General features: G+C 69.8%; 16 protein-coding genes. 9 read left to right on the top strand and 7 right to left on the bottom strand.

What is annotated here, in order from left to right; genetic code table 11:
- Positions 1-15: 15 nt before the first annotated feature.
- The 3 genes from HNP44_RS18495 to HNP44_RS18485 all read left to right on the top strand — a co-directional run bounded on the left by HNP44_RS18495 (position 16) and on the right by HNP44_RS18485 (position 4134).
- Entirely contained in the window at positions 16-3096 is a 3081-nt protein-coding gene (locus HNP44_RS18495; RefSeq protein ID WP_259142804.1) for an alpha-mannosidase, read from the top strand.
- Between the two features lie 66 nt (positions 3097-3162).
- The gene (locus HNP44_RS18490) at positions 3163-3342 is read left to right on the top strand and encodes a hypothetical protein (protein WP_259142802.1); all 180 of its coding nucleotides are present in this window, start codon (positions 3163-3165) and stop codon (positions 3340-3342) included.
- A 51-nt stretch (positions 3343-3393) separates the two neighbouring features.
- On the top strand, positions 3394-4134 hold the full coding sequence (locus tag HNP44_RS18485; protein WP_259142800.1) for a phosphotransferase family protein: 741 nt from the start codon (positions 3394-3396) through the stop codon (positions 4132-4134).
- Between the two features lie 27 nt (positions 4135-4161).
- Here HNP44_RS18485 and HNP44_RS18480 read toward each other — a convergent pair whose 3' ends face one another.
- The gene (locus HNP44_RS18480) at positions 4162-4581 is read right to left on the bottom strand and encodes a DUF1761 domain-containing protein (protein WP_259142798.1); all 420 of its coding nucleotides are present in this window, start codon (positions 4579-4581) and stop codon (positions 4162-4164) included.
- A 55-nt stretch (positions 4582-4636) separates the two neighbouring features.
- On the opposite strand from HNP44_RS18480, the gene HNP44_RS18475 reads away from it, so the two are divergent.
- Positions 4637-5281 carry a winged helix-turn-helix transcriptional regulator gene (locus HNP44_RS18475; protein ID WP_259142796.1) on the top strand — a complete coding sequence of 215 codons (645 nt, stop codon included), beginning with the start codon at positions 4637-4639 and terminating at the stop codon, positions 5279-5281.
- A gap of 93 nt (positions 5282-5374) precedes the next feature.
- Here HNP44_RS18475 and HNP44_RS18470 read toward each other — a convergent pair whose 3' ends face one another.
- From HNP44_RS18470 to HNP44_RS18460, 3 genes are all read right to left on the bottom strand, one after another.
- Positions 5375-7411, bottom strand: a complete 2037-nt coding sequence (locus HNP44_RS18470) for a M3 family metallopeptidase (RefSeq protein ID WP_259142794.1) — start codon at positions 7409-7411, stop codon at positions 5375-5377.
- Between the two features lie 290 nt (positions 7412-7701).
- Entirely contained in the window at positions 7702-8355 is a 654-nt protein-coding gene (locus HNP44_RS18465) for a pentapeptide repeat-containing protein (protein WP_259142792.1), read from the bottom strand.
- Positions 8355-9263, bottom strand: a complete 909-nt coding sequence (locus HNP44_RS18460) for an NAD(P)H-dependent flavin oxidoreductase (protein ID WP_374758805.1) — start codon at positions 9261-9263, stop codon at positions 8355-8357. The genes HNP44_RS18465 and HNP44_RS18460 overlap by 1 nt, the downstream gene beginning before the upstream one ends.
- A gap of 95 nt (positions 9264-9358) precedes the next feature.
- Here HNP44_RS18460 and HNP44_RS18455 point away from each other — a divergent pair, with 95 nt between their 5' ends.
- Positions 9359-10468 (top strand): winged helix DNA-binding domain-containing protein, encoded by a 1110-nt coding sequence (locus HNP44_RS18455; RefSeq protein ID WP_259172189.1) that lies wholly within the window; start codon positions 9359-9361, stop codon positions 10466-10468.
- Between the two features lie 74 nt (positions 10469-10542).
- Here HNP44_RS18455 and HNP44_RS18450 read toward each other — a convergent pair whose 3' ends face one another.
- Positions 10543-11004: a MarR family winged helix-turn-helix transcriptional regulator gene (locus HNP44_RS18450; RefSeq protein WP_259142782.1), complete on the bottom strand. Its 462-nt coding sequence runs from the start codon at positions 11002-11004 to the stop codon at positions 10543-10545.
- Between the two features lie 149 nt (positions 11005-11153).
- On the opposite strand from HNP44_RS18450, the gene HNP44_RS18445 reads away from it, so the two are divergent.
- A complete protein-coding gene (locus HNP44_RS18445; RefSeq protein WP_259142779.1) occupies positions 11154-12341 on the top strand; it encodes an MFS transporter in 1188 nt (395 codons plus the stop codon).
- A gap of 58 nt (positions 12342-12399) precedes the next feature.
- Here HNP44_RS18445 and HNP44_RS18440 read toward each other — a convergent pair whose 3' ends face one another.
- Complete coding sequence (locus HNP44_RS18440; RefSeq protein WP_259142777.1) at positions 12400-13338, bottom strand: cation diffusion facilitator family transporter; 939 nt, start codon at positions 13336-13338, stop codon at positions 12400-12402.
- Positions 13339-13348: 10 nt separating this feature from the next.
- Entirely contained in the window at positions 13349-15217 is a 1869-nt protein-coding gene (gene lepA / locus HNP44_RS18435; RefSeq protein WP_259142775.1) for a translation elongation factor 4, read from the bottom strand.
- A 135-nt stretch (positions 15218-15352) separates the two neighbouring features.
- Here lepA and betT point away from each other — a divergent pair, with 135 nt between their 5' ends.
- The 3 genes from betT to HNP44_RS18420 are packed head-to-tail and all read left to right on the top strand — an operon-like array spanning position 15353 to position 20610.
- Entirely contained in the window at positions 15353-17512 is a 2160-nt protein-coding gene (gene betT, locus HNP44_RS18430; RefSeq protein ID WP_259142773.1) for a choline BCCT transporter BetT, read from the top strand.
- On the top strand, positions 17509-19023 hold the full coding sequence (locus tag HNP44_RS18425; protein WP_259142771.1) for an aldehyde dehydrogenase family protein: 1515 nt from the start codon (positions 17509-17511) through the stop codon (positions 19021-19023). Before betT ends, HNP44_RS18425 begins: the two co-directional genes overlap by 4 nt.
- The gene (locus tag HNP44_RS18420) at positions 19024-20610 is read left to right on the top strand and encodes a GMC family oxidoreductase (protein WP_259142770.1); all 1587 of its coding nucleotides are present in this window, start codon (positions 19024-19026) and stop codon (positions 20608-20610) included. It begins immediately after the preceding gene.
- Positions 20611-20729: the final 119 nt, after the last annotated feature.

Genomic DNA, 20729 nt, shown 5'->3' with positions numbered 1-20729 from the left:
AAGTAGCGTGCAGTCATGCACGACGACCGGCGGCTGACCGAAGAGCGGCTCGACAGATTCACCCGGGAGTTCCTGAACGGGGCGGTGTACTCGCACTCCGCCCCGGTCACGGTGACCGCGTGGGCGGCACCGGGCGAGCCGGTGCCCTTCGCCGAGGCCGTGGCGCAGGAGTACACGGCGATCACGCCCGGTACCCCGTGGGGCGCCCCGTGGTCCACGCTGTGGCTCCACGTCACGGGTCACGCCCCGCCCGACTGGTCCGATCTCACGGGGTCCGACGGTGCCGTGCACTCTCTGGAGCTCCGCGTCGAGCTCGGCTTCACCGGCGGCCCCGGCTTCAACGCCGAGGGCCTCGTGTACCGCGCGGACGGCACCGTCGTGAAGGGGATCTCGCCCTTCAACGCGTACGTCCCGTTGAAGCCCGGCGAGTCCGTGGACCTCTACATCGAGGCGGCCGCCAACCCCGACCTGGGCGGCGACTTCGTCTCCCCCACCCGCCTGGGCGACCGGGAGACCGCCGGCGACGGTCCGCTGTACCGCCTCGGCACGATCGACCTCGCGCTGCGGGACCTGACGGTGTGGGAGCTGCAGCAGGACGTCTGGACGCTGAACGGCCTCATGCACGAGCTGCCCTTCGACCTGCCCCGGCGGCACGAGGTGCTCCGCGCCCTGGAGCGGATGCTGGACGTGGTGGACCCGCACGACGTGGCCGGCACCGCAGCGGCGGGACGGGCGGCGCTCGCGCCCGCGCTCGCCGCGCCGGCGTACGCCTCGGCGCACCGGATCACGGCGGTCGGCCACGCGCACATCGATTCCGCGTGGCTGTGGCCGGTCCGCGAGACGGCCCGCAAATGTGCGCGGACCTTCGCGAACGTCGTGGACCTCATGGACCGCGATCCGTCGTTCCGCTTCGCCTGCTCCTCGGCGCAGCAGTTCGCGTGGGTGCGCGATAGTCACCCCGAGCTCTTCGGGCGGATCAAGGACAAGGTGGCAGCCGGGCAGTTCATCCCGGTGGGCGGAATGTGGGTGGAGGCCGACACCAACATGCCCGGCGGCGAAGCGATGGCCCGGCAGTTCGTCGCGGGGAAACGATTCTTCCTGCACGAGTTCGGGATCGACACCCCGGAGGCGTGGCTGCCCGACTCCTTCGGTTACTCCGCGGCGATGCCGCAGATCGTCGCCGCCGCGGGCTCCCACTACTTCCTCACGCAGAAGCTGTCCTGGAATCAGACCAACCGGATGCCGCACTCGACGTTCCTGTGGGAGGGCATCGACGGCACCGCGCTGTTCACGCACTTCCCGCCGGTCGACAAGTACAACTCGGACCTGTCCGGCGCGGATCTCGCACGGGCGCAAAAGAACTACCGCGAGCAGGGTGCGGGCACCCGCTCGCTCGTCCCGTTCGGCTGGGGCGACGGTGGCGGCGGCCCCACCCGGGAGATGCTCGCCGCAGCCTCCCGCACGGCGTCGCTGGAGGGATCGCCCACCGTCGAGATCGCCTCGCCCGCACAGTTCTTCGACGCCGCCGAGGCGGAGTACTCGCCCGGGGCGCCCGGAGCGCCGGCACCACCGCGGTGGTCGGGCGAGCTGTACCTCGAGTTCCACCGCGGAACCTACACCTCGCAGGCGAACACGAAGCAGGGGAACCGGCGCAGCGAACACCTCCTGCGCGAGGCCGAGTTGTGGGCGGCGACCGCCGCGGTCCGGACCGGGTTCGCCTATCCCTTGGAGCAGTTCGAGGAGATCTGGCACCTGGTGCTGCTCCAGCAGTTCCACGACATCCTCCCGGGCAGCTCCATCGCCTGGGTGCACCAGGATGCGGAACGGAATTACGCGGCGGTGGCGCAGCGGCTCGAACGGATCATCGCAGCGGCCCTGGAAGCGCTCGCGAGCAACGGCTCCCGCACGCAGCAGGTCGTGGCCGCCGGCAAGGGCCGGCTGATGTTCAACGCCGCGCCGCACGCCCGCGATGGGGTACCCGCCTTGGGCGCGGCGGTGGTCGAGGCACCCGAGTCCGTGCCACCGGCGCCCGAGGGCTCGGGCTTCCGGCTGGACAACGGCGTGATCTCCGCCCTGATCGACGCCCGCGGTCTGCTCGTCTCGCTCGTCGACGCCGTGACCGGCCGCGAGGCGATGGCGGCGCCGGGCAACGTGCTCCAGTTGCACCGCGACATCCCGAACCACTGGGAGGCGTGGGACATCGACTCGTTCTACCGCCGCAACCTCACCGACCTCGTAGAGGCATCGACGGTCGCGATCGACGGCGATGCCGTCCTCGTGCGCCGCATCTTCGGCGACTCGACGATCGCGCAACGAATCTCCCTGCGGGCAGGCTCCCGCGCCCTGGACATCGAGAACGATATCGACTGGCACGAGCGACAGAAGCTGCTCAAACTGGCCTTCCCGTTCGACGTGCACGCCGATCGCAGCGCCGCGGAGACCCAGTTCGGCCACGTCTTCCGGCCCACGCACTCCAACACGTCCTGGGACGCTGCGAAGTTCGAGATCTGCGCGCACCGCTGGGTGCACGTCGGCGAGCCCGACTACGGCATCGCCGTAGCGAACGACTCCACCTACGGCCACGACATCACCAGGCTCCCCGCTGATTCCAGCACCGCAACACCAGGCGCCTCCGGCACCGCAACACCAGGCGCCTCCGGCACCGTCGTGCGGCTTTCGCTGCTGCGCGCGCCCCGCTACCCCGATCCCGAGACCGATCAGGGCCGGCACCGCCTCGCGGTCTCGGTGCGGCCGGGCGCGACGATCGGCGACGCCGTGGAAGAGGGCTACCGCCGGAACCTGGCTCCGCGCGGCATCCCCGGATCAGCGGCGGTATCCCCGCTGGTCGCGATCGACCACCCGGGCGTGATCGTCGAGGCGGTCAAGCTCGCGGAAGACGGCAGCGGTGACGTGATCGTGCGCCTCTACGAGTCCCGCGGCACTCGCGCGTCCGCGACTGTGCACGCCGACTTCGCCCACCGGTCGGCCGTCCGCACCGACCTACTGGAGCGCCCCGTCGGCACTCCCGCACCGGCCGGTGAGACGCGACTCACACTGCGCCCCTTCCAGATCATCACTCTGCGCTTCCATCGCTGACGTGCTCAGCATCACCTGGATCTACCTCGAACACGGTGATAGTTTGAAGGTTCGCCACTATCAACCGTGACCCTTCGAACCAAGGAGGTCGAGATGCTCAGCGTGCTGGCATTGATCGCTTTCGTCGTCTTCCTCGTCTGGCTGACGAACGACCGTAACGGCCTGGACTTTCGCGCCCGGGACATCCATCGCGCCGTCGCCGATCGGGACAGCCACATCGACCCGCGAGGCGTGATCGTCTCCTGACGCCGCGGAAACACGTGGCGCGCGAGCGTGTGAGTGCGAGACGATCGCGCGGTGGACACCGTCGACGTGGTCGTCGCTCACAGCTCTCGCGCGACGCTGCGCGTCGGTGACACCTTCCTGAAGGTCGACGGCGATCCGGCGCACGCGCGCCGAGAGATCGACGCAATGCGGCTCGCGCCCGTGCCCACCCCGGACGTGCTCTGGCACGAACCACCGGTCCTGGCGGTGAAAGCCGTTCGCGGCACCGCGCTCGGCTCGCTCGACGGACCGGATTCCGCCCCCAGGTCGGCGTGGGTCGCCGCCGGGACCGCGATCCGAGCCCTCCACGATGCACCGCTTCCACCGTGGCACCGGCCGTCGGCCGCGCGACTCGACCGAGAACTCGGCACCGAGTGCGCCTGGCTCCTCGAGCACGGCGCGCTCCCCCACCGGGTCATCACACTGAACCGCGAGGCAGCACGTTCCGTGCTCCGCCCTTGGACGCCGGCATTCATCCACGGCGACCTCCAGGTGGAGCACGTCTTCGTCGCCGACGGCGCCGTGACCGGCATCATCGACTGGTCCGAGGCGGCGCAGGGTGATCCCGCGTACGACCTCGCGACTCTGACCCTCGGTCATCCTGATCGCCTGGAGGACGTGCTCACCGGCTACGGCGGCGAGGTCGATCGCGACGTCGTGCGGGGATGGTGGTCCATGCGCTGCCTGCTCGTCGCGCGCTGGCTCATCGAGCACGGCTACGCCCCGTCCGCACCCGGGTGCGAATTCGACGTCCTGCGACGCCTGGCCGACTGACGCGCCTACCGCGACGGTCGCGAGCGGCTACTGGAGCAGCCCGACGGTCAGCCCCATGCCCACGAACAGGACCAGCTGATACGCACAGTTGATCACCGTCAGCCTCGTGGGCTTCATCTCGAAGCCGTTGTGCTGCGCCAGCGTCGACAACGAGAAGCCCGCCCACGCCGCTCCCCCGACCGCGACACCGAGCCATGGGGAATCGCAGTCGAAGAAGCCGGCCGCGAGCGAGTCTGCCGCCGCCAGTCCGATCGCCGTCAGAACCAACGAGGCGACGAAGACAACCATCGGACCCTTGCCCGCGCCAGCTGAGATCTCTTTGGTGACACCAGTGAGCTTGCGCCACGTCCCGCCGACGAGCCCCCCATCGCTGTACCAGACGAAGGCGATCACGAACCCGACGACGGTCGCCGCGAGTACTGCGAGCCAGCTGATGGTCAGGTCCATACGAATCGCTCCTCCGTGGGGCACCGTCGTGCGGTCTGACTTGATAGAATCAAGTATGGTTGAAGAAGTCAATCGTCCGGTGCCGGCCCGCTCGTACGGCCAGTTCTGCGCTCTCGCGCGCTCGCTGGACGTGATCGGTGACCGCTGGACCCTTCTGATCGTCCGCGAACTGCTCCCCGGGGCGATGCGGTACGGCGAGCTGAAGACCTCGCTCTCGGGAATCGCGACGAACCTCCTGGCGGACCGTCTGCGCAGCCTCGAGGCGAACGGAATCGTCGAGCGTCACCTCGACGGAGCAGGTGTGGTCTATCGACTCACCACGTGGGGCGCCGAGCTCCGCGAGCCGATGGAGGCGCTCGGACGGTGGGGCATCCCCCTGCTCGCCTCGGGCCGTGGCGACGACGCCTTCCAGCCGCGATGGCTGACTCTCGCTGTCCCCGCTCTGCTGCGCGGCCGCACCGCCTCCCCTGCTGTGGAGGCCGGGATCGAGGTCGATGGTTTCCTCATGGTGGTGCGTGTCGACGAGGCAGGGCCGTCCGCCTTCGTCCCGGCGGAGCGGCCAAGCACGGTCCTGACCGCGTCGCCCGACACCGTCGTCGGCCTCGCCACCGGCACCGTCGGCGTGGACGAGGCGATCGACGGCGGCCATCTCGGGGGTGATGCGGCGCCGTTGCGGTCGATCTTCCCGGAACGTCAGTAGGGCGGCGGGCCGTCGAACGACGGTGCGCGGAACCGCGCCCGCGGTGCCCCGAGAGCGGTGACGAACTCACAGGAGCCGCGCGCCGGCGATGGACTACGCCGTCAGGCCGCGGCGCTCGAGCAGCGGGGTGATGTCGGGGTCGGCACCCCGGAAGTCCCGATATGCCTCCGATGCATCGACACTCCCGCCGCGGGAAAGCACCGCGGCACGAAGCTTCTCGCCGTTCTCGCGGGTCGGGCCGTCGTGCGCGGTGAACCAGGCCGAGGCGTCGGCGTCGAGCACCTCCGACCAGATGTAGCTGTAGTACCCGGCGCTGTACCCGCCCGAGAAGATGTGGTTGAAGAACGGTCCGCGGTAGCGGGGTGGTACGCCCGCCACGTCGAGCCCCGCATCGGCGAGTGCCGCCGCCTCGAAGGCCTCGACGTCGGCGACGACGGTGCCCGGCTCGATCGTGTGCCAGGCCAGGTCGATCACCGCGGCCGCGAGGTATTCGACGGTGCCGAAACCCTCTCCGCGCGTTCCAGGTTCAAGGACTGAGCGCCGCAGTCCTTCCGGCAGCGGCTCCCCCGTCTCGTGGTGTCGCGCGTAGCCGTCGAGGATCGTAGGCCAGGCGGCGAACATCTCGTTGAACTGCGAGGGGAATTCCACGAAGTCGCGCGGGACGCTCGTCCCCGAGAAGTACGGGTAGGTCACATCCGAGAGCAGTCCGTGCAGCGCGTGCCCGAACTCGTGGAAGACGGTGGTCACCTCGTCCCGGCTGAGCAACGCGGGACGACCCGCGGGCGGGCGAACGAAGTTGCACACGTTGATGATCACGGGCTGCGCGTCCAGCAGACCCGACTGGTCGACGAAACTCGTCATCCACGCCCCGCCGCGCTTGCTCGGCCGCGCGAAGTAGTCCCCGATGAACAGGCCGAGCGGCGCACCGTCGGGCCCCGAAACCTGCCACGCCCGCGCGTCCGGATGGTGCAGGACCAGATCCGTGCGCTCGGTGAAGCCGAGCCCGTACATGCGGGAGGCGGCTTCGAACACTCCCATCTCGATGACCGCGTCGAGAGCCAGGTAGTCGCTGAGCCGGGGCCCCTCGTCGGGACCGTCCCCCGCCTGCGCGCGCTGCTCGGCGAGGCGGGCGTAGAAGGGCCAGTCCCAGGCCTCGATCGGGTGGCCTGCCAGCGCCTCCAGCTCGGCGCGCTCGGCGGCGGCGTTCCGCGCTGCCGGGACTGCGAGGTCCCGCAGCATCCCGAGGGCCGCCTCGGCGGTGCCCGCGGTCTGGTCCGCGATCTGGTAGGCCGCGTGGTGCGGGTAGCCGAACAGCGTGGCCCGCTCGGCGCGCAGGCCGGCGACGCGGGCGATCAGCTCGCGGGTGTCGTTCTCGCCGCCGCGCGTGTTCCGCCCGGACGACGCCTCGTAAACCTTCCGCCTCGATTCGCGGTTCGTCAGCCGGGCCACGTTGGGCTGGTTGAGCGGGTAGCCCAGCGCCAGGAGGTATCCCCCGCGCCCCGCGTCCTCGGCCGCGGTTCGGGCGGCGGCGACGGTGTCCGCCTCCAGCCCGTCGAGCTCGGCCTCCGTCGCGAAGGGCACCGCGGACGCATTGGTCTCGGCGAGGGTGCGGCGGGAGAACTCGGTGGTGAGTTCGGCGAGCTCGGTGTTGATCTCCTTGAGGCGATCCTGTGCGGCGGCCTGCAGCCCGGCGCCGGCGCGGGTGAACCGCAGGTGGTAGCGCTCTAGCAGGCGCTCCTGCTCGGCGTCGAGGCCGAGATCCGATCGCCGGGCGTGGAGCTCCGCGATGCGGGAGAACAGCGCGCCGTCCATGAGGATCGCGTCGAAGTGTGCCGACCAGCGTGGGGAGATCGCGGCCTGTGCCGCCTCCAGCGCGTCGGTGCGGTCGGTGGACGTCAGCGAGAAGAAGACCGCGGCGACGCGACCCAGGTCCTGCCCCGCGCGCTCCATCGCCTCGACGGTGTTCGCGAACGTGGCGGGTTCGGGATTCGCGGCGATCGCCGCGATGTCCCGACGGTGCCGGGCGAAGCCCTCGGCGAACGCCGCCTCGAAGTCCGCGTCCGCGAACGAGGCGAAGTCCGGCAGGGCGAAGGGCAGGGTACTGGGGGCGAGAACGGCATCGACGGTCACCCCTCGAACCTACCGCTCCCGCCCGCGTCTACTGGCGGAGGAAGCGGGGAGAGCGCGGGAGGCACCTGAGCAATTCTGCGGATTCCACGCTGCCGCGGCCCGCACATGCTCGATCCACGAGCGATCCGATTGCTCTCCCGACCTTGAACACGACGGAGCCGGCATGGCGTTCGCGGTATCAGCACTGAGAACCCGCCGTCGCGGCCAGTGGTCGAGCGCCCTGATCAGTCGCCTGCTGCTCCGTGCCCTCGGCGCAGCCGACCTTGTTCGGTGCGCCCGCCCGGTGCCTGTCAGTCGGTAACAACGATGCCGAGGTGGGCCGCGAAGACCTCCGCCAGGCCGACCACCTGCAGAGGCGACATGGTGGCTCCCGCGATGCCCTCGAGCCCGCGGATTCGCTCGACCTGCAGTCCGCGAAGGTCGACGTGCTGCAGCTTCGCCCGCGTCACGTCAATCTCACCGGCGGTGCAATCCTCGAAGGACACCCGGTTCAACGTCGCGTCGCCGACGTCGATGCCGTCGAGCATGCAGCCCCGGAAGACCACGTCGGCAAGACCGGCACCGCGCAGGTTCACGAAGCCCAGCCGGACGTCGGTGAAGACGACGGAACGCAGTTTGGAGTCCATGAGCTCGACGGCACCGATCCGGGCGTCGTCGACCTCGACTTGACGGAAGGTCGAGCGCGAAGCCCGGAAACCCGTGGCGAACAGCGCGGTGATCCTCGTCTCGAGGAACGCCGATTCGGTGAAGACCGCATCACGGACCTCCCAGCCCGCAAGCTCACACTCGCTGAATGTGATCCCGCTGAGATCGCGTCCCTTGACCGTAGGGCCGGCGAAACGACGACGATCCTCGGTATCGCCCGGCATCAGCTCATCGCTGTTCCCCTCCTCCAGGTCGCCGAGCCGCATGGGCGAGATCTTCGGTGCGACGAGGCCCGCCATCAGCCGATCACCTTCGCCACGGCCCGCAGGCGGGCCTCGGCGTCGGCGGCGATGGACCTGACAACCTCGCGGGCCGGGCGCACCTCGTCGACCAGGCCCGCGGCCTGGCCTGCGTAGACGACGCCGACCTCGGGCAACGCACCGTCGTAGGCAGCGCTGACCGCCTCCTCTGTGCCGGAGGAGGCGTCGGCACCGTCACCGTCGTGCCAGCGGTCGGTGAAGTCGTTGGTGAGGGCGCGCCCGAACCACCGTGTGGGCCAGGGCTGGTGCCGCGCCTTGTCGAAGACATCTGTGTAGACGGTGTCGGCGCTCCGCGCCTTGAGCAAGGCCGGGATCGCGTAGTCGGGACCAACAGTCTCCGGCGACGCAAGCAGGACGGTGCCGATGAGCGCGCCCTGCGCACCGGCGGCGAGAACCGCCGCGAGTCCGGCGCCGGTGCCGATGCCGCCCGCCGCGAGCACGGGCAGATCCGTCGCACGCAGCACCTCCTGCAGGAGCGGCAGCGTCGCGATCCGACCCGTGTGACCGCCGGCCTCGCCGCCCTGCGCGACCACGGCGTCCACGCCCGCGGCCTCGACCTCGTGGAGGTCCTCGACCGAGTTGATCTGCGAGATCACCACGGCGCCGGCGTCCTTGACCCGCTGCACGAACGGAGCGGGGTCGCCGAACGATAGCGACACCAGCTTCGGCCGCGCGGCGAGCACCGAATCGAGCAGTTCCGGGCTCTCGGAAAGCGACCAGGTCTGCAGGCCGAAGGCGAGCGGCGCGTCCGCGCCCGCGGCGGCCCGGATGACCCGCAACTGCTCATCGATCCACGCGGGAGTGGCATAGCGGGCTGCGCCGATCATGCCCAGCCCGCCGGCGGCCGTCACCTGTCCCGCGAGCTCACCCCCGGCGCGGCCCCCCATCGGGGCGCCGAGGATCGGCAGGTCGAGGTCCAGGGTGCGCGTCAGCCAGGTGTTCCACACACCGACGAGGCTACGCCCGTGACAGGATTCCGCCCATGGCCGCCGTCGATCCAGAGATCCGTCGCATCCGTGCGCTCCGCCTCCGCGCCCAGGGACTCGTGCCCGGCGTGCGGGACTGGCGCACCGCCCCGGCCGTGGCACGCGGCATGCTCGCGATCCAGGCGCAGGACGGCGCCGCGGCGCGGTTCGCACTCTCGCTGCGCGCATCCGAGCACCCCGACGACGCGACGGTGCTCGCCGACCTCGCCGCGGGGCGGATCACCCGCAACCGTCCCGCGCGCGGCACCCTCCAGATCACCGCGCCGGAGGACCTGCACTGGCTCAGCGCCGCGCTCACGGTCCGCTCGCGGGCGGAGGCCGCCAAGCGCCGGCCCCAGCTGGGGATCACGGAGACGATGATGGCGGACGCCGAGCGGATCATCCGCGCGGAACTCGCCGGCGGCGCCTCCCGCACGCGGCCCGATCTCGTCGCCGCGTGCGCGGACGCCGGACTGCCGCTGGACAACTCGCAGACCGGCCACATCCTGCGGGATCTCACCGAGCTCATGGCGATCGTCTTCGCCGACCCCACGCCGAAGACCGACGTCTTCGCCCTCGCCGACGACTGGGTGGCGGAGCGCCGGGAGCCGGAACACGCTCTCGGCGAGGCGGTCTCCCGGTTCGTCGCGGCCCGCGGCCCCGTCACCCGCCAGGACATCGGGAAGTGGGCGTACCTCCCGATGGGCGCCGTCGATGAGGGCATCGAGGCCGCGGGCGGCGCCGTCGAACGGGTGATCCTCTCGGGCGGGCGGTACCTGCTCGCTCCCGGCACCGTCGACCTGACGGACGCGCAGGTCGACGAGGCGCTCGCACCGCCCCTCCTGCTGCCGGCGTTCGACGAGTACATCATCGGATACGGTTCCCGCGCAGCCCAGCTCGACGAGGCGTACCTCAGCCGGATCGTGCCCGGACGCAACGGCATCTTCAAGCCGATGGTCGTGATCGACGGCGAGATCGTGGGCGTGTGGTCCAAGAAGGCCACCTCCACGACAGTGACAGTGACCGTCGAGCCCTTCACCAGGATCACCGCGACGGCGAAGCGCCGCCTCGCCGGTCCAGTGCGCGACTACGGACGATTCCTCGGCCTCGACGCGACGCTCGTCTGAGGCGAGCCGGCACGGCCCCCATCGACACCCGGCGCCCGGAATCGGATCGGCGCGGGTCGGGTGCGCGGCGCCGGTCAGGTGGCAGGGGTCGCCTCAGGGGCCTTCACGTGAACCGCATCGACGAGGAGCCTCAGCTCAGGCTGTTCCGCAGCCTCTGCGAGGGCATCCCGCAGCACCCGCTCATGCGTCGGACGCGCCGCCTTGAGCAACTCCCAACCGGCCGGAGTGAGCTCTGTGTAGATCCCGCGACGATCGTCGGCGCACAGGATCCGCGTGAGCAGGCCCCGATCCTCGAGTCGCGTGACGAGGCGCGTCGTCGCACTACTGGATAACGCTGCGGCACGGGCGAGCTGACGCATCCGCATGTGCCAGCCGTCCTGGCGACTCAGGGCGTCGAGGACCGTGTATTCGACGACCGAGAGCCCGTAGCCCGCCTGGAGCGAGCGCTCAAGCTCGCTCTCGATGAGCGCATGCAGGGCGACAAGTGTGCGCCACCCCTGCGCGCGGATCTCCACCGCATCGTCCGCGATACCCATGGCCGGCAACCTTTCGTCGTGAACCCAAGCATAGCACCTTGCGACGATTACCCGCGTGTGCAACTATCTAATAGTTGTGTACGCAACTACTGCAGGCGCTGTTCATTGCGCACGCTCCGAATAACAACCCTCGTCTCGATAGGAACCTCATGCCCCTCGCGCTCCTCGCGCTCGCCCTCGGCGGCTTCGGAATCGGACTCACGGAGTTCGTCATCATGGGGCTGCTCCCCGAGGTGTCCGCCGACTTCGGCGTCACCGAGACCGTCGCCGGATACTTGATCTCCGGATACGCGCTGTCCGTCGCCATCGGCGGCATCATCCTCACCGCCGCGCTCGGTCGAATCAACCGCAAGCATGCTCTGCTCGGGCTCCTGGTCCTGTTCATCGCCGGCAACCTGATGTCGGCCGTCGCCGTGACCTACGAGTTCATGCTCGCCGGACGCATCGTCGCCGCGCTGTGCCACGGCGCGTTCTTCGGCATCGGTGCCGTCGTCGCGGCGGACCTCGTCCCCGAGAACAAGCGCGCCGCAGCCATTTCCATCATGTTCGCGGGACTGACGGTGTCGAACGTCCTCGGCGTGCCGCTCGGCACCTTCCTCGGGCAGGCCGCCGGCTGGCGTTCCACGTTCTGGGCCATCACCGCGATCGGTGTGATCGCCCTCCTCGGCATCGCCGCGCTCGTCCGGACGACCCCGGTGGCCGGGACTGGCACGAACCCGCTCGCCGAGTTCCGGATCTTCCGTAGCCGCCAAGTATGGCTGTCGATGCTGGTCACCGTGCTGGGCTACGGCGGCATGTTCGGCGCCTTCACCTACATAGCCTTCACCCTCACCGAGGTCGGCGGCTTCGCCTCGTCATCCGTCCCGTGGTTGCTCGTCCTGTTCGGCGCCGGCCTGTTCGTCGGCAACCTGGTCGGCGGCCGCGCGGCCGACCGGAACCTACCACTGACACTCACCGTCCTGCTTGCCGCACTGACCGTCGTGCTCGGCGTCTTCGCCCTCACCTCCACGTCCCAGGTCGCCACCGTCGTGGCCCTGATCCTGATGGGCGCCTTCGGCTTCGCGACCGTGCCCGGCCTGCAGATGCGCATCATGAACTACGCCGCCGACGCGCCTACCCTCGCCTCGGGCGCCAACATCGCCGCGTTCAACCTGGGCAACGCCTTCGGGGCCTGGGCGGGCGGCCTCACTCTCGCGGCCGGCTTCGGCTACGTCTCGCCGCTCTGGGTGGGCGCCGGCATCACCCTCGCGGGTCTCGTCGCGTACATCGTCGCCACCCGCGTCGCCGGCGGCGAGCACGCCACCACCCGGCCGGAATCGATCCCGGTCGCCGCGTGAACATTCCGGCCGCACGAGGAGCGTTCCACCGTCGGTTCCCCGCCCCTCGGGCCGGTCGTCAATCGAGGCGCCACGCCTCGTAGGCCCGAGGATCGTCGATCGGCTCGGTGTGGATCGTGATCCGCAGGTCCTCGAACAGGGCAGCGAGGTCGGCCTCGACCTCCTCCGTCACGTCGTGGGCGTGCTGCACGGTCCAGTCGCCGGGCACGAGCATGTGCAGCTGAAGGAAACGCTCGTGCCCGGACTCGCGGGTCCGGACGTCGTGGAAGTCGATGCCTCCGGCTCGGTGGCGGTCGAGCACCTCGTCGATCTGCGCCCGCTCCTCCCCCGGCAGCGCCGCATCCATGAGCCCGGCGCTCGACTGCCATACCAGGCGCGCCCCGACGACCAGGATGTTCACCGCCACCGCGATCGCGATGAGCGGATCGAGCGGCAGCCAGCCGGTGAGCGCGACCAGGAGCACGCCCACGATCACGCCGACCGTGGTCCACACGTCGGTGAGCAGGTGCTTGCCGTCGGCCTGCAGGGCCAACGAGCGGTGCCTGCGGCCGACCTGGATGAGGTAGTACCCGACGAGCCCGTTGAGCACCGTCGCCGCCACCGAGATCGCCAGGCCAAGCCCCACCTGCTCCAGCGCCTGCGGGTTGAGCAACCGATCCACCGCGGAGGCCAGGATGACCACGGCGGCCACCACGATCATCACGCCCTCGAGCACGGCCGAGAAGTACTCGGCCTTGGTATGGCCGAAGTTGTGGTCGTGGTCGGCGGGCTTCGCGACCACCTTGAGCGCGACGAAGGCCGCGACCGCCGCCACGACGTTCACCGACGACTCGGCGGCGTCGGACAACAGGCCGACGGAACCAGTGAGGCGCCACGCGAGGATCTTCAGGCCGATCACGACCAGCGAGGTCACGATCGAGAGCAGAGCGAAACGCGACAGGTCCTCGCGGGCCCGCGGCGCGGCCCCGGAAGGGGCGGGATCCGACGGTGCGGTCACCGTCGGAACACTACTTGCCCTTGGGCTTGTCGGCCGAGGAGTCGGACGAGAGCGCGGCGACGAAGGCCTCCTGCGGCACGTCGACCCGACCGATCGTCTTCATCCGCTTCTTGCCCTCCTTCTGCTTCTCGAGCAGCTTGCGCTTACGGCTGATGTCGCCGCCGTAGCACTTGGCGAGCACGTCCTTGCGGATGGCGCGGATGTTCTCGCGGGCGATGATCTTGCTGCCGATCGCGGCCTGCACCGGCACCTCGAACTGCTGGCGCGGGATCAGCTCCTTGAGCTTGACGGTCATCTTGTTGCCGTAGGCCTGCGCGCCGTCGCGATGCACGATCGCGCTGAATGCGTCGACGGCCTCGCCCTGCAGCAGGATGTCGACCTTGACCAGATCGGACTCCTGCTCGCCGGCCTCCTCGTAGTCGAGCGAGGCGTAGCCGCGGGTGCGCGACTTCAGGGAGTCGAAGAAGTCGAAGATGATCTCCGCCATCGGCAGCGTGTAGCGCAGCTCGACGCGGCTCTCCGAAAGGTAATCCATGCCGCCGAGCTCGCCGCGCCGCGACTGGCACAGCTCCATGATCGTGCCGACGAACTCGCTGGGCGCGATGATCGTGGTCTTGGTGATCGGCTCGTAGGTCTCCCGCAGCTTGCCGTCGGGCCAGTCCGACGGGTTGGTGACGATCAGCTCCTTGCCGTCCTCGCCGACCACGCGGTAGACGACGTTGGGGGCCGTGGAGATCAGGTCGAGGCCGAACTCGCGCTGGAGCCGCTCACGGGTGATCTCCATGTGCAGCAACCCGAGGAAGCCGCAGCGGAAGCCGAAGCCGAGCGCCACGGAGGTCTCCGGCTCATAGGTCAGCGCGGCGTCGTTGAGCTGCAGCTTGTCCAGGGCCTCGCGCAGCGCCGGGTAGTCCGATCCGTCCACCGGGTAGAGACCCGAGTAGACCATCGGCCGGGGTTCCTCGTAGCCCGTCAGCGGCTCCTCGGCGCCCTTGCGCGCGGTGGTCACGGTGTCACCGACCTTCGACTGGCGCACGTCCTTCACGCCGGTGATCAGGTAGCCCACCTCGCCCACGCCCAGGCCCTTCGAAGGCTTCGGCTCGGGCGAGACGATGCCGACCTCGAGCAACTCGTGGGTGGCGCCGGTCGACATCATCTGGATCTTCTCGCGCGGGACGATCTTGCCGTCGACCACGCGAATGTACGTGACGACGCCGCGGTAGGTGTCGTAGACCGAATCGAAGATCATCGCGCGGGCGGGGGCGTCGGCGTCGCCGACGGGCGGCGGGACCTTCTCGATCACGCGATCGAGCAGGGCGTCCACGCCCACGCCGGTCTTGCCCGAGACCCGTAGCACGTCCTCCGGCTCGCAGCCGGTGATGTGCGCGATCTCCTCGGCGTAGCGGTCGGGATCGGCGGCGGGGAGGTCGATCTTGTTGAGGACCGGAATGATCTCCAGGTCCTTGTCCATCGCGAGGTACAGGTTCGCGAGCGTCTGCGCCTCGATGCCCTGCGCTGCGTCGACCAGGAGGATCGCGCCCTCGCAGGCCTCCAGGGCGCGGGAGACCTCGTAGGTGAAGTCGACGTGGCCCGGCGTGTCGATCATGTGCAGGACGTACTCCTCATCGGAGCCGTCCTCACCCTTGATCGTCCACGGCAGCCGCACGTTCTGCGCCTTGATGGTAATGCCGCGCTCGCGCTCGATGTCCATCCGGTCGAGGTACTGCGCCCGCATGGCGCGCTCCTCGACCACACCCGTGAGCTGCAGCATCCGGTCGGCCAGGGTCGACTTGCCATGGTCGATGTGCGCGATGATGCAGAAGTTACGGATCCGGGCGGGATCCGTGAAGGTGGTATCGGCGAAGCTGGGAATCGGTCTCACTCCTCGGGCGGCTGGCCGGGTCCCCGGCACACGTCACCGTTCAGTTTCTCATGCCGCGCCGTGGAGTCGCACCGCGGTGACGGAGTGGGGCGACTTCGTGCCCGTTCACCCCCCGTCGCGGTAACGTCGAACGATATGAGTGATTCTGAATCCTCACGAACATCGAAACCAGCAGAGAACACACCGACACCGACGAGCTCCTTGAACCACCGAGTCTTCTTCGCCGCCGCAGGCTCGGTCCTCGCCCTCGCCCTGTGGGCACTCACCTCTCCCGAGACCGCGGAGAGCGTGATCAGCGGCGTGGTCGACTTCATCACCACCTGGTTCGGCTGGTGGTACTTCCTCCTCGCGACGGGCATCGTCGGCGTGGTCGTCTTCATCGGCCTGAGCCGCTACGGGCGGTACCGCCTCGGCCCAGAGGAGTCGCGCCCCGAGTACAGCCTCTTCACCTGGACGTCGATGCTCTTCGCCGCGGGCATCGGCATCGACCTGATGTTCTTCTCCGTCGCAGAGCCGGTCAGCCACTACCTGAACCCGCCCGTCGGCGCCGGGGAGACCAACCACGCCGCGCGCGAGGCGGTGACCTGGACCGTCTTCCACTACGGCATCACCGGCTGGGCGATGTACGCCCTCATGGGCGGGGCGTTGGCGTACTTCGCGTTCCGGCACAACCTGCCGCTCACGATCCGCGCGGCGCTCTACCCGATCCTCGGCAAACGCGTGCACGGCAGACTCGGCGACGCCGTCGACGTGGCCGCCGTGCTCGGCACCATCTTCGGCATCGCGACCTCGCTCGGCATCGGCATCGTGCAGCTCAACTACGGCCTGCACGAGCTGTTCGGCGTCCCGCAGGGCAAGGCCGCGCAGATCGGCCTCATCGTGCTGTCGGTCATCGTCGCGACGATCTCCGCCACGTCCGGCGTCGACAAGGGAATCCGACGGCTCAGCGAGCTCAACGTCATCCTCGCGATCCTGATGCTGGTCTACATCCTCGTCGCCGGGAAGTCCGACTTCCTGCTCAACGGCCTGGTGCAGAACACCGGCGACTACGTCTCGACCTTCCTCGATCGCACGATGGACACCTTCGCGTGGGGCCAAGTCAACCCCGAGGTCCCGGGCAACGACCCGTCGGGCTGGCTCGACGCGTGGACGCTGTTCTTCTGGGCCTGGTGGGTGGCGTGGGCGCCCTTCGTCGGCCTGTTCCTCGCGCGGATCTCGCGTGGGCGGACGCTGCGCCAGTTCGTCTTCGGCGTGCTGGTGGTGCCGTTCAGCTTCATCCTGGTGTGGATCTCGGTGTTCGGGAACAGCGCCCTCGACGTGGCCCGCGGAGACAAGGGTTTCGCGGAGGCCACCGCGTCGACGCCCGAGGTGGGCTTCTACTCGCTGCTCGAGAAGTACCCGGGCGCACCGCTGCTCCTGGCGATCGCCACCATCACCGGTCTGCTGTTCTACGTCACCAGCGCCGACTCCGGCTCCCTGGTGATGGGCAACTTCACGAGCAAGCTCGATGACCCGATGGCGGACTGTGCACGGAGCACGCGGATCTTCTGGTCCTTCGCGATCGGCCTGCTCACGCTCGCAATGCTGTTCGCGGGCAACGACGGATCGATCGTGACGCTGCAGAAGGCGACCATCATCATGGGCCTTCCCTTCTCGTTCGTGCTGGCCCTGGTGGGCATCGCGCTGCTGCGGGCGCTGCACACCGAGTCCTACAAGCACGACAGCTACCGGACCGCGCTGCCGAAGTCGCTCGCGGCGGGGCGCGGCAGCGGCGAGCCGGGCAGTTGGCGTCGCCGGCTCCTTGCGACGGTCCAGTACCCGGGCCGCGCCGCGACGCTGCGCTTCCTCGAGAACTCGGTGGCGCCCGCGATGCGGGACGTGGCAGCCGAATTCGCCGCCGAGGGCGTCTCCGCCACCGTCGACGAATCGGGCCGCAGCGAGTCGCTGCCGTCGCCGACGCTCAAGGTCGACCTGGCCGGCGAGCCGCACTTCGAGTACTGCGTGTGGCCCGTCTCCGCGCCCGCGCCGAGCTACGCGATCCTCGCGCAGCGCTCCGACGACCGCTACTTCCGCTGCGAGGTCTACCTCGCCGAGGGCTCGCAGGGGTACACACTGGGCGGCTACACCCGCGAGCAGATCATCGGCGACATCCTCGACCAGTACGAGCGCCACCTCGGCTACCTGCACCTGCGGCGCGCCGCAGGTGACCACCACGACGGCCACGACGAATCCGCCGACACTCGCACCGATCCCGACGCCGCGGCGTCCACGGAACCCGAAGGGACACCCGCATGACCGAACCCACCCTGTTCATCGACGGCGCCTGGCGCCGCAGCGAGGACGGCGGCACTCGCACGATCGTCTGCCCCGCCGACGGCACCGAGGTGGCAGTCGTCGACGAAGCGACCGCCGCCGACACCGAGGCCGCGATCGCCGCGGCCCGTCGCGCCTTCGACACCGGCCCCTGGCCGCACACCCCCGCCGCGAAGCGCGGCGACCTGCTGCTCGCCGTCGCCGACGCGATCGATCGCCGCCGCGACGAGTTCGCCCGCGCGGAGACCGCCGACACCGGCAAGCGGCTCTACGAATCCGAGTTGGACATGGCCGACATAGCCGCCTGCTTCCGCTATTTCGGCAAGCTCGCGGGGCAGGACAGCGGGCGCATCGTCGACGCCGGCTCCGCCGACGTCGCCTCGCAGATCGTCTACGAGCCCGTCGGCGTCTGCGGAATGATCACGCCCTGGAACTACCCGCTGTTGCAGGCCGCCTGGAAGGTCGCGCCGGCGCTGGCGGCCGGAGACACGTTCGTGCTCAAGCCCTCCGAGCTCACCCCGCACACCTCGATCCTGCTGATGAAGGTCCTGCAGGAGGTTGGCCTGCCAGACGGCGTCGCGAACCTCGTGCTCGGCGCGGGCGCGCAGGCCGGCGCGCCGCTGTCCACCCACCCCGACGTCGACCTGGTCTCCTTCACCGGCGGCCTCGTGACGGGCCGGGTCATCGCGGCGAACGCCGCCGGGACCGTGAAGAAGGTGGCGCTGGAGCTGGGCGGCAAGAACCCCAACGTGATCTTCGCCGACGCCTGCGCCACGCCGGAAGGCCTTGCGGCCGCAGTCGACAACGCCCTCAACGCTGCCTTCCTGCACTCGGGCCAGGTGTGCTCCGCGGGCGCGCGCCTCGTGGTCGAGGAGTCCGTGCACGACACCTTCGTCGACGAGCTCGTCCGCCGCGCCGAGGGCATCCGGCAGGGCCTGCCTTACGCCGAGGGCACCGAGACGGGACCGCTGATCTCCGCCGCGCACCGCGACAAGGTGCACGCCTACGTCGAGAAGGCCCGCGAGGACGGGGCGGTGGTCCGCACGGGCGGCGCCTTCGCCGCGGGCGACCAGGGCTCGGGCTCGCTCGACGCCGGCTTCTACTACCTCCCGACGGTGCTGGACCAGTGCGACCCGTCGATGGCCTGCGTGCACGACGAAGCCTTCGGGCCGACCGTCACCATCGAGACCTTCACGACCGAGGACGAGGCCGTGGCCATCGCCAACGACACCGAGTACGGCCTCGCGGGCGCCGTGTGGTCGGCCGATGGCGGTCGGGCCAAGCGGGTGGCGCGCCGGCTGCGGCACGGCACGGTCTGGATCAACGACTTCGGCCCGTACCTCCCCCAGGCGGAGTGGGGCGGCTTCGGCGCCTCGGGCATCGGGCGCGAGCTCGGGCCCACCGGCCTCGGCGAGTACCTCGAGGCCAAGCACGTGTACGAGAACCTGCGGCCGTCCGTGACCGGATGGTTCGCCGACCGGAAGGACGCGTAAGTGAGCTCTGAGGACGCACGAGACGAGGACGTCTTCGACTACGTGGTGGTGGGCGCCGGTTCGGCCGGCGCCGCCGTCGCCGCGCGCCTGTCCGAGGACCCGACGGTGACGGTCTGCCTGCTGGAGGCGGGACCGTCGGACGTGGGCGACGACGCGATCCTGCAACTGGACCGGTGGATGGAGCTGCTGGAGTCGGGCTACGACTGGGACTATCCGATCGAGCCGCAGGAGAACGGGAACTCCTTTATGCGGCACGCCCGCGCGAAGGTGCTGGGCGGCTGCAGCTCCCACAACAGCTGCATCGCCTTCTGGGCGCCGCGCGAGGATCTGGACTCCTGGGAGCGCGACCACGGCGCCGCCGGCTGGAGCGCGGACGCGGTGTACCGGCTGTACCCGACGATCGAGACCAACGACGCCCCCGGCGAGCACCACGGCCGGTCCGGGCCCGTGCACATCATGTCCGTGCCACCGAGGGACCCGTGCGGCGTCGCCCTGCTGGATTCCTGCGAGGAGGTGGGCATCCCGCGGGCCGAGTTCAACACCGGGACGACGGTGACCAACGGCGCCGGCTTCTTCCAGATCAACCGCCGGGACGACGGGACGCGCTCGTCCTCGTCGGTGAGCTACCTGCACCCCGTGCTGGACCGGGAGAACCTCACGATCCGCACCGGAGCGTGGGCGAAGAAGGTGGTCTTCGACACGAGCGGTGAGGTGCCGCGCGCTGTGGCGGTGAACATCGCCGTGGGCGCCTTCGGGCGGACGACCCGGGTGGGAGCGCGCCGCGAGGTCATCGTCAGCGCGGGCGCCATCGATTCGCCGAAGCTGCTCATGCTCTCGGGGATCGGCCCCGCGGATCACCTGCGCGAGACGGGAGTCGACGTGCTCGTCGACTCCCCCGGCGTCGGCGCGCACTTGCAAGATCACCCGGAGGGCGTGATCGGCTTCGAGACCTCTCGGCCCATGGTGCGCGAGTCGACGCAATGGTGGGAGATCGGGATCTTCACGCCCACGGAGTACGGCCTCGACCGGCCGGACCTGATGATGCACTACGGCAGCGTGCCCTTCGACATGCACACGCTGCGCCAGGGCTATCCCACGGCGGAGAACACCTTCTGCCTCACGCCGAACGTCACGCACGCGCGCTCGCGCGGCACCGTCCGGCTGCGGTCCCGGGACTTCCGGGACAAGCCCAAGGTGGACCCGCGGTACTTCACCGACCCCGAGGGGCACGACATGAAGGTGATGATCGCGGGTATCCGGAAGGCGCGGGAGATCGCCGAGGCCGGACCGCTCAAGGACTGGATCGAGCGGGAGTTGTACCCCGGCCCGGACGCGCAGACCGACGCCGAGCTCGCCGACTACATCCGGCGTACGCACAACACCGTCTACCACCCGGTGGGGACCGTGCGCATGGGCGCGGCCGCGGATCCTCTCTCCCCACTCGATCCCGAACTTCGAGTCAAAGGCGTCGACGGCCTACGAGTGGCGGACGCGTCGGTGTTTCCGGAGCACACCACCGTCAACCCCAACATCACCGTGATGCTGGTGGGCGAGCGGTGTGCAGAGCTCGTCTCGGGCAGCAGCTGACGTCGCGATCAGGACGATCGTGGCCGTCGGCAGCGGGACGTCCTGGGGGCCGTCACCGAGGACCAGGTCGGAGTCCACGGCGGCCAGGCGCAGGCCCATCGGAGAAGCGGTCGACGTCG

This window comes from Tsukamurella ocularis (genome assembly GCF_024807615.1).
Lineage (GTDB): Bacteria > Actinomycetota > Actinomycetes > Mycobacteriales > Mycobacteriaceae > Tsukamurella > Tsukamurella ocularis.
Note: the sequence above shows the minus strand (reverse complement) of the source record. Positions and strands in the feature narration are given on the sequence as shown.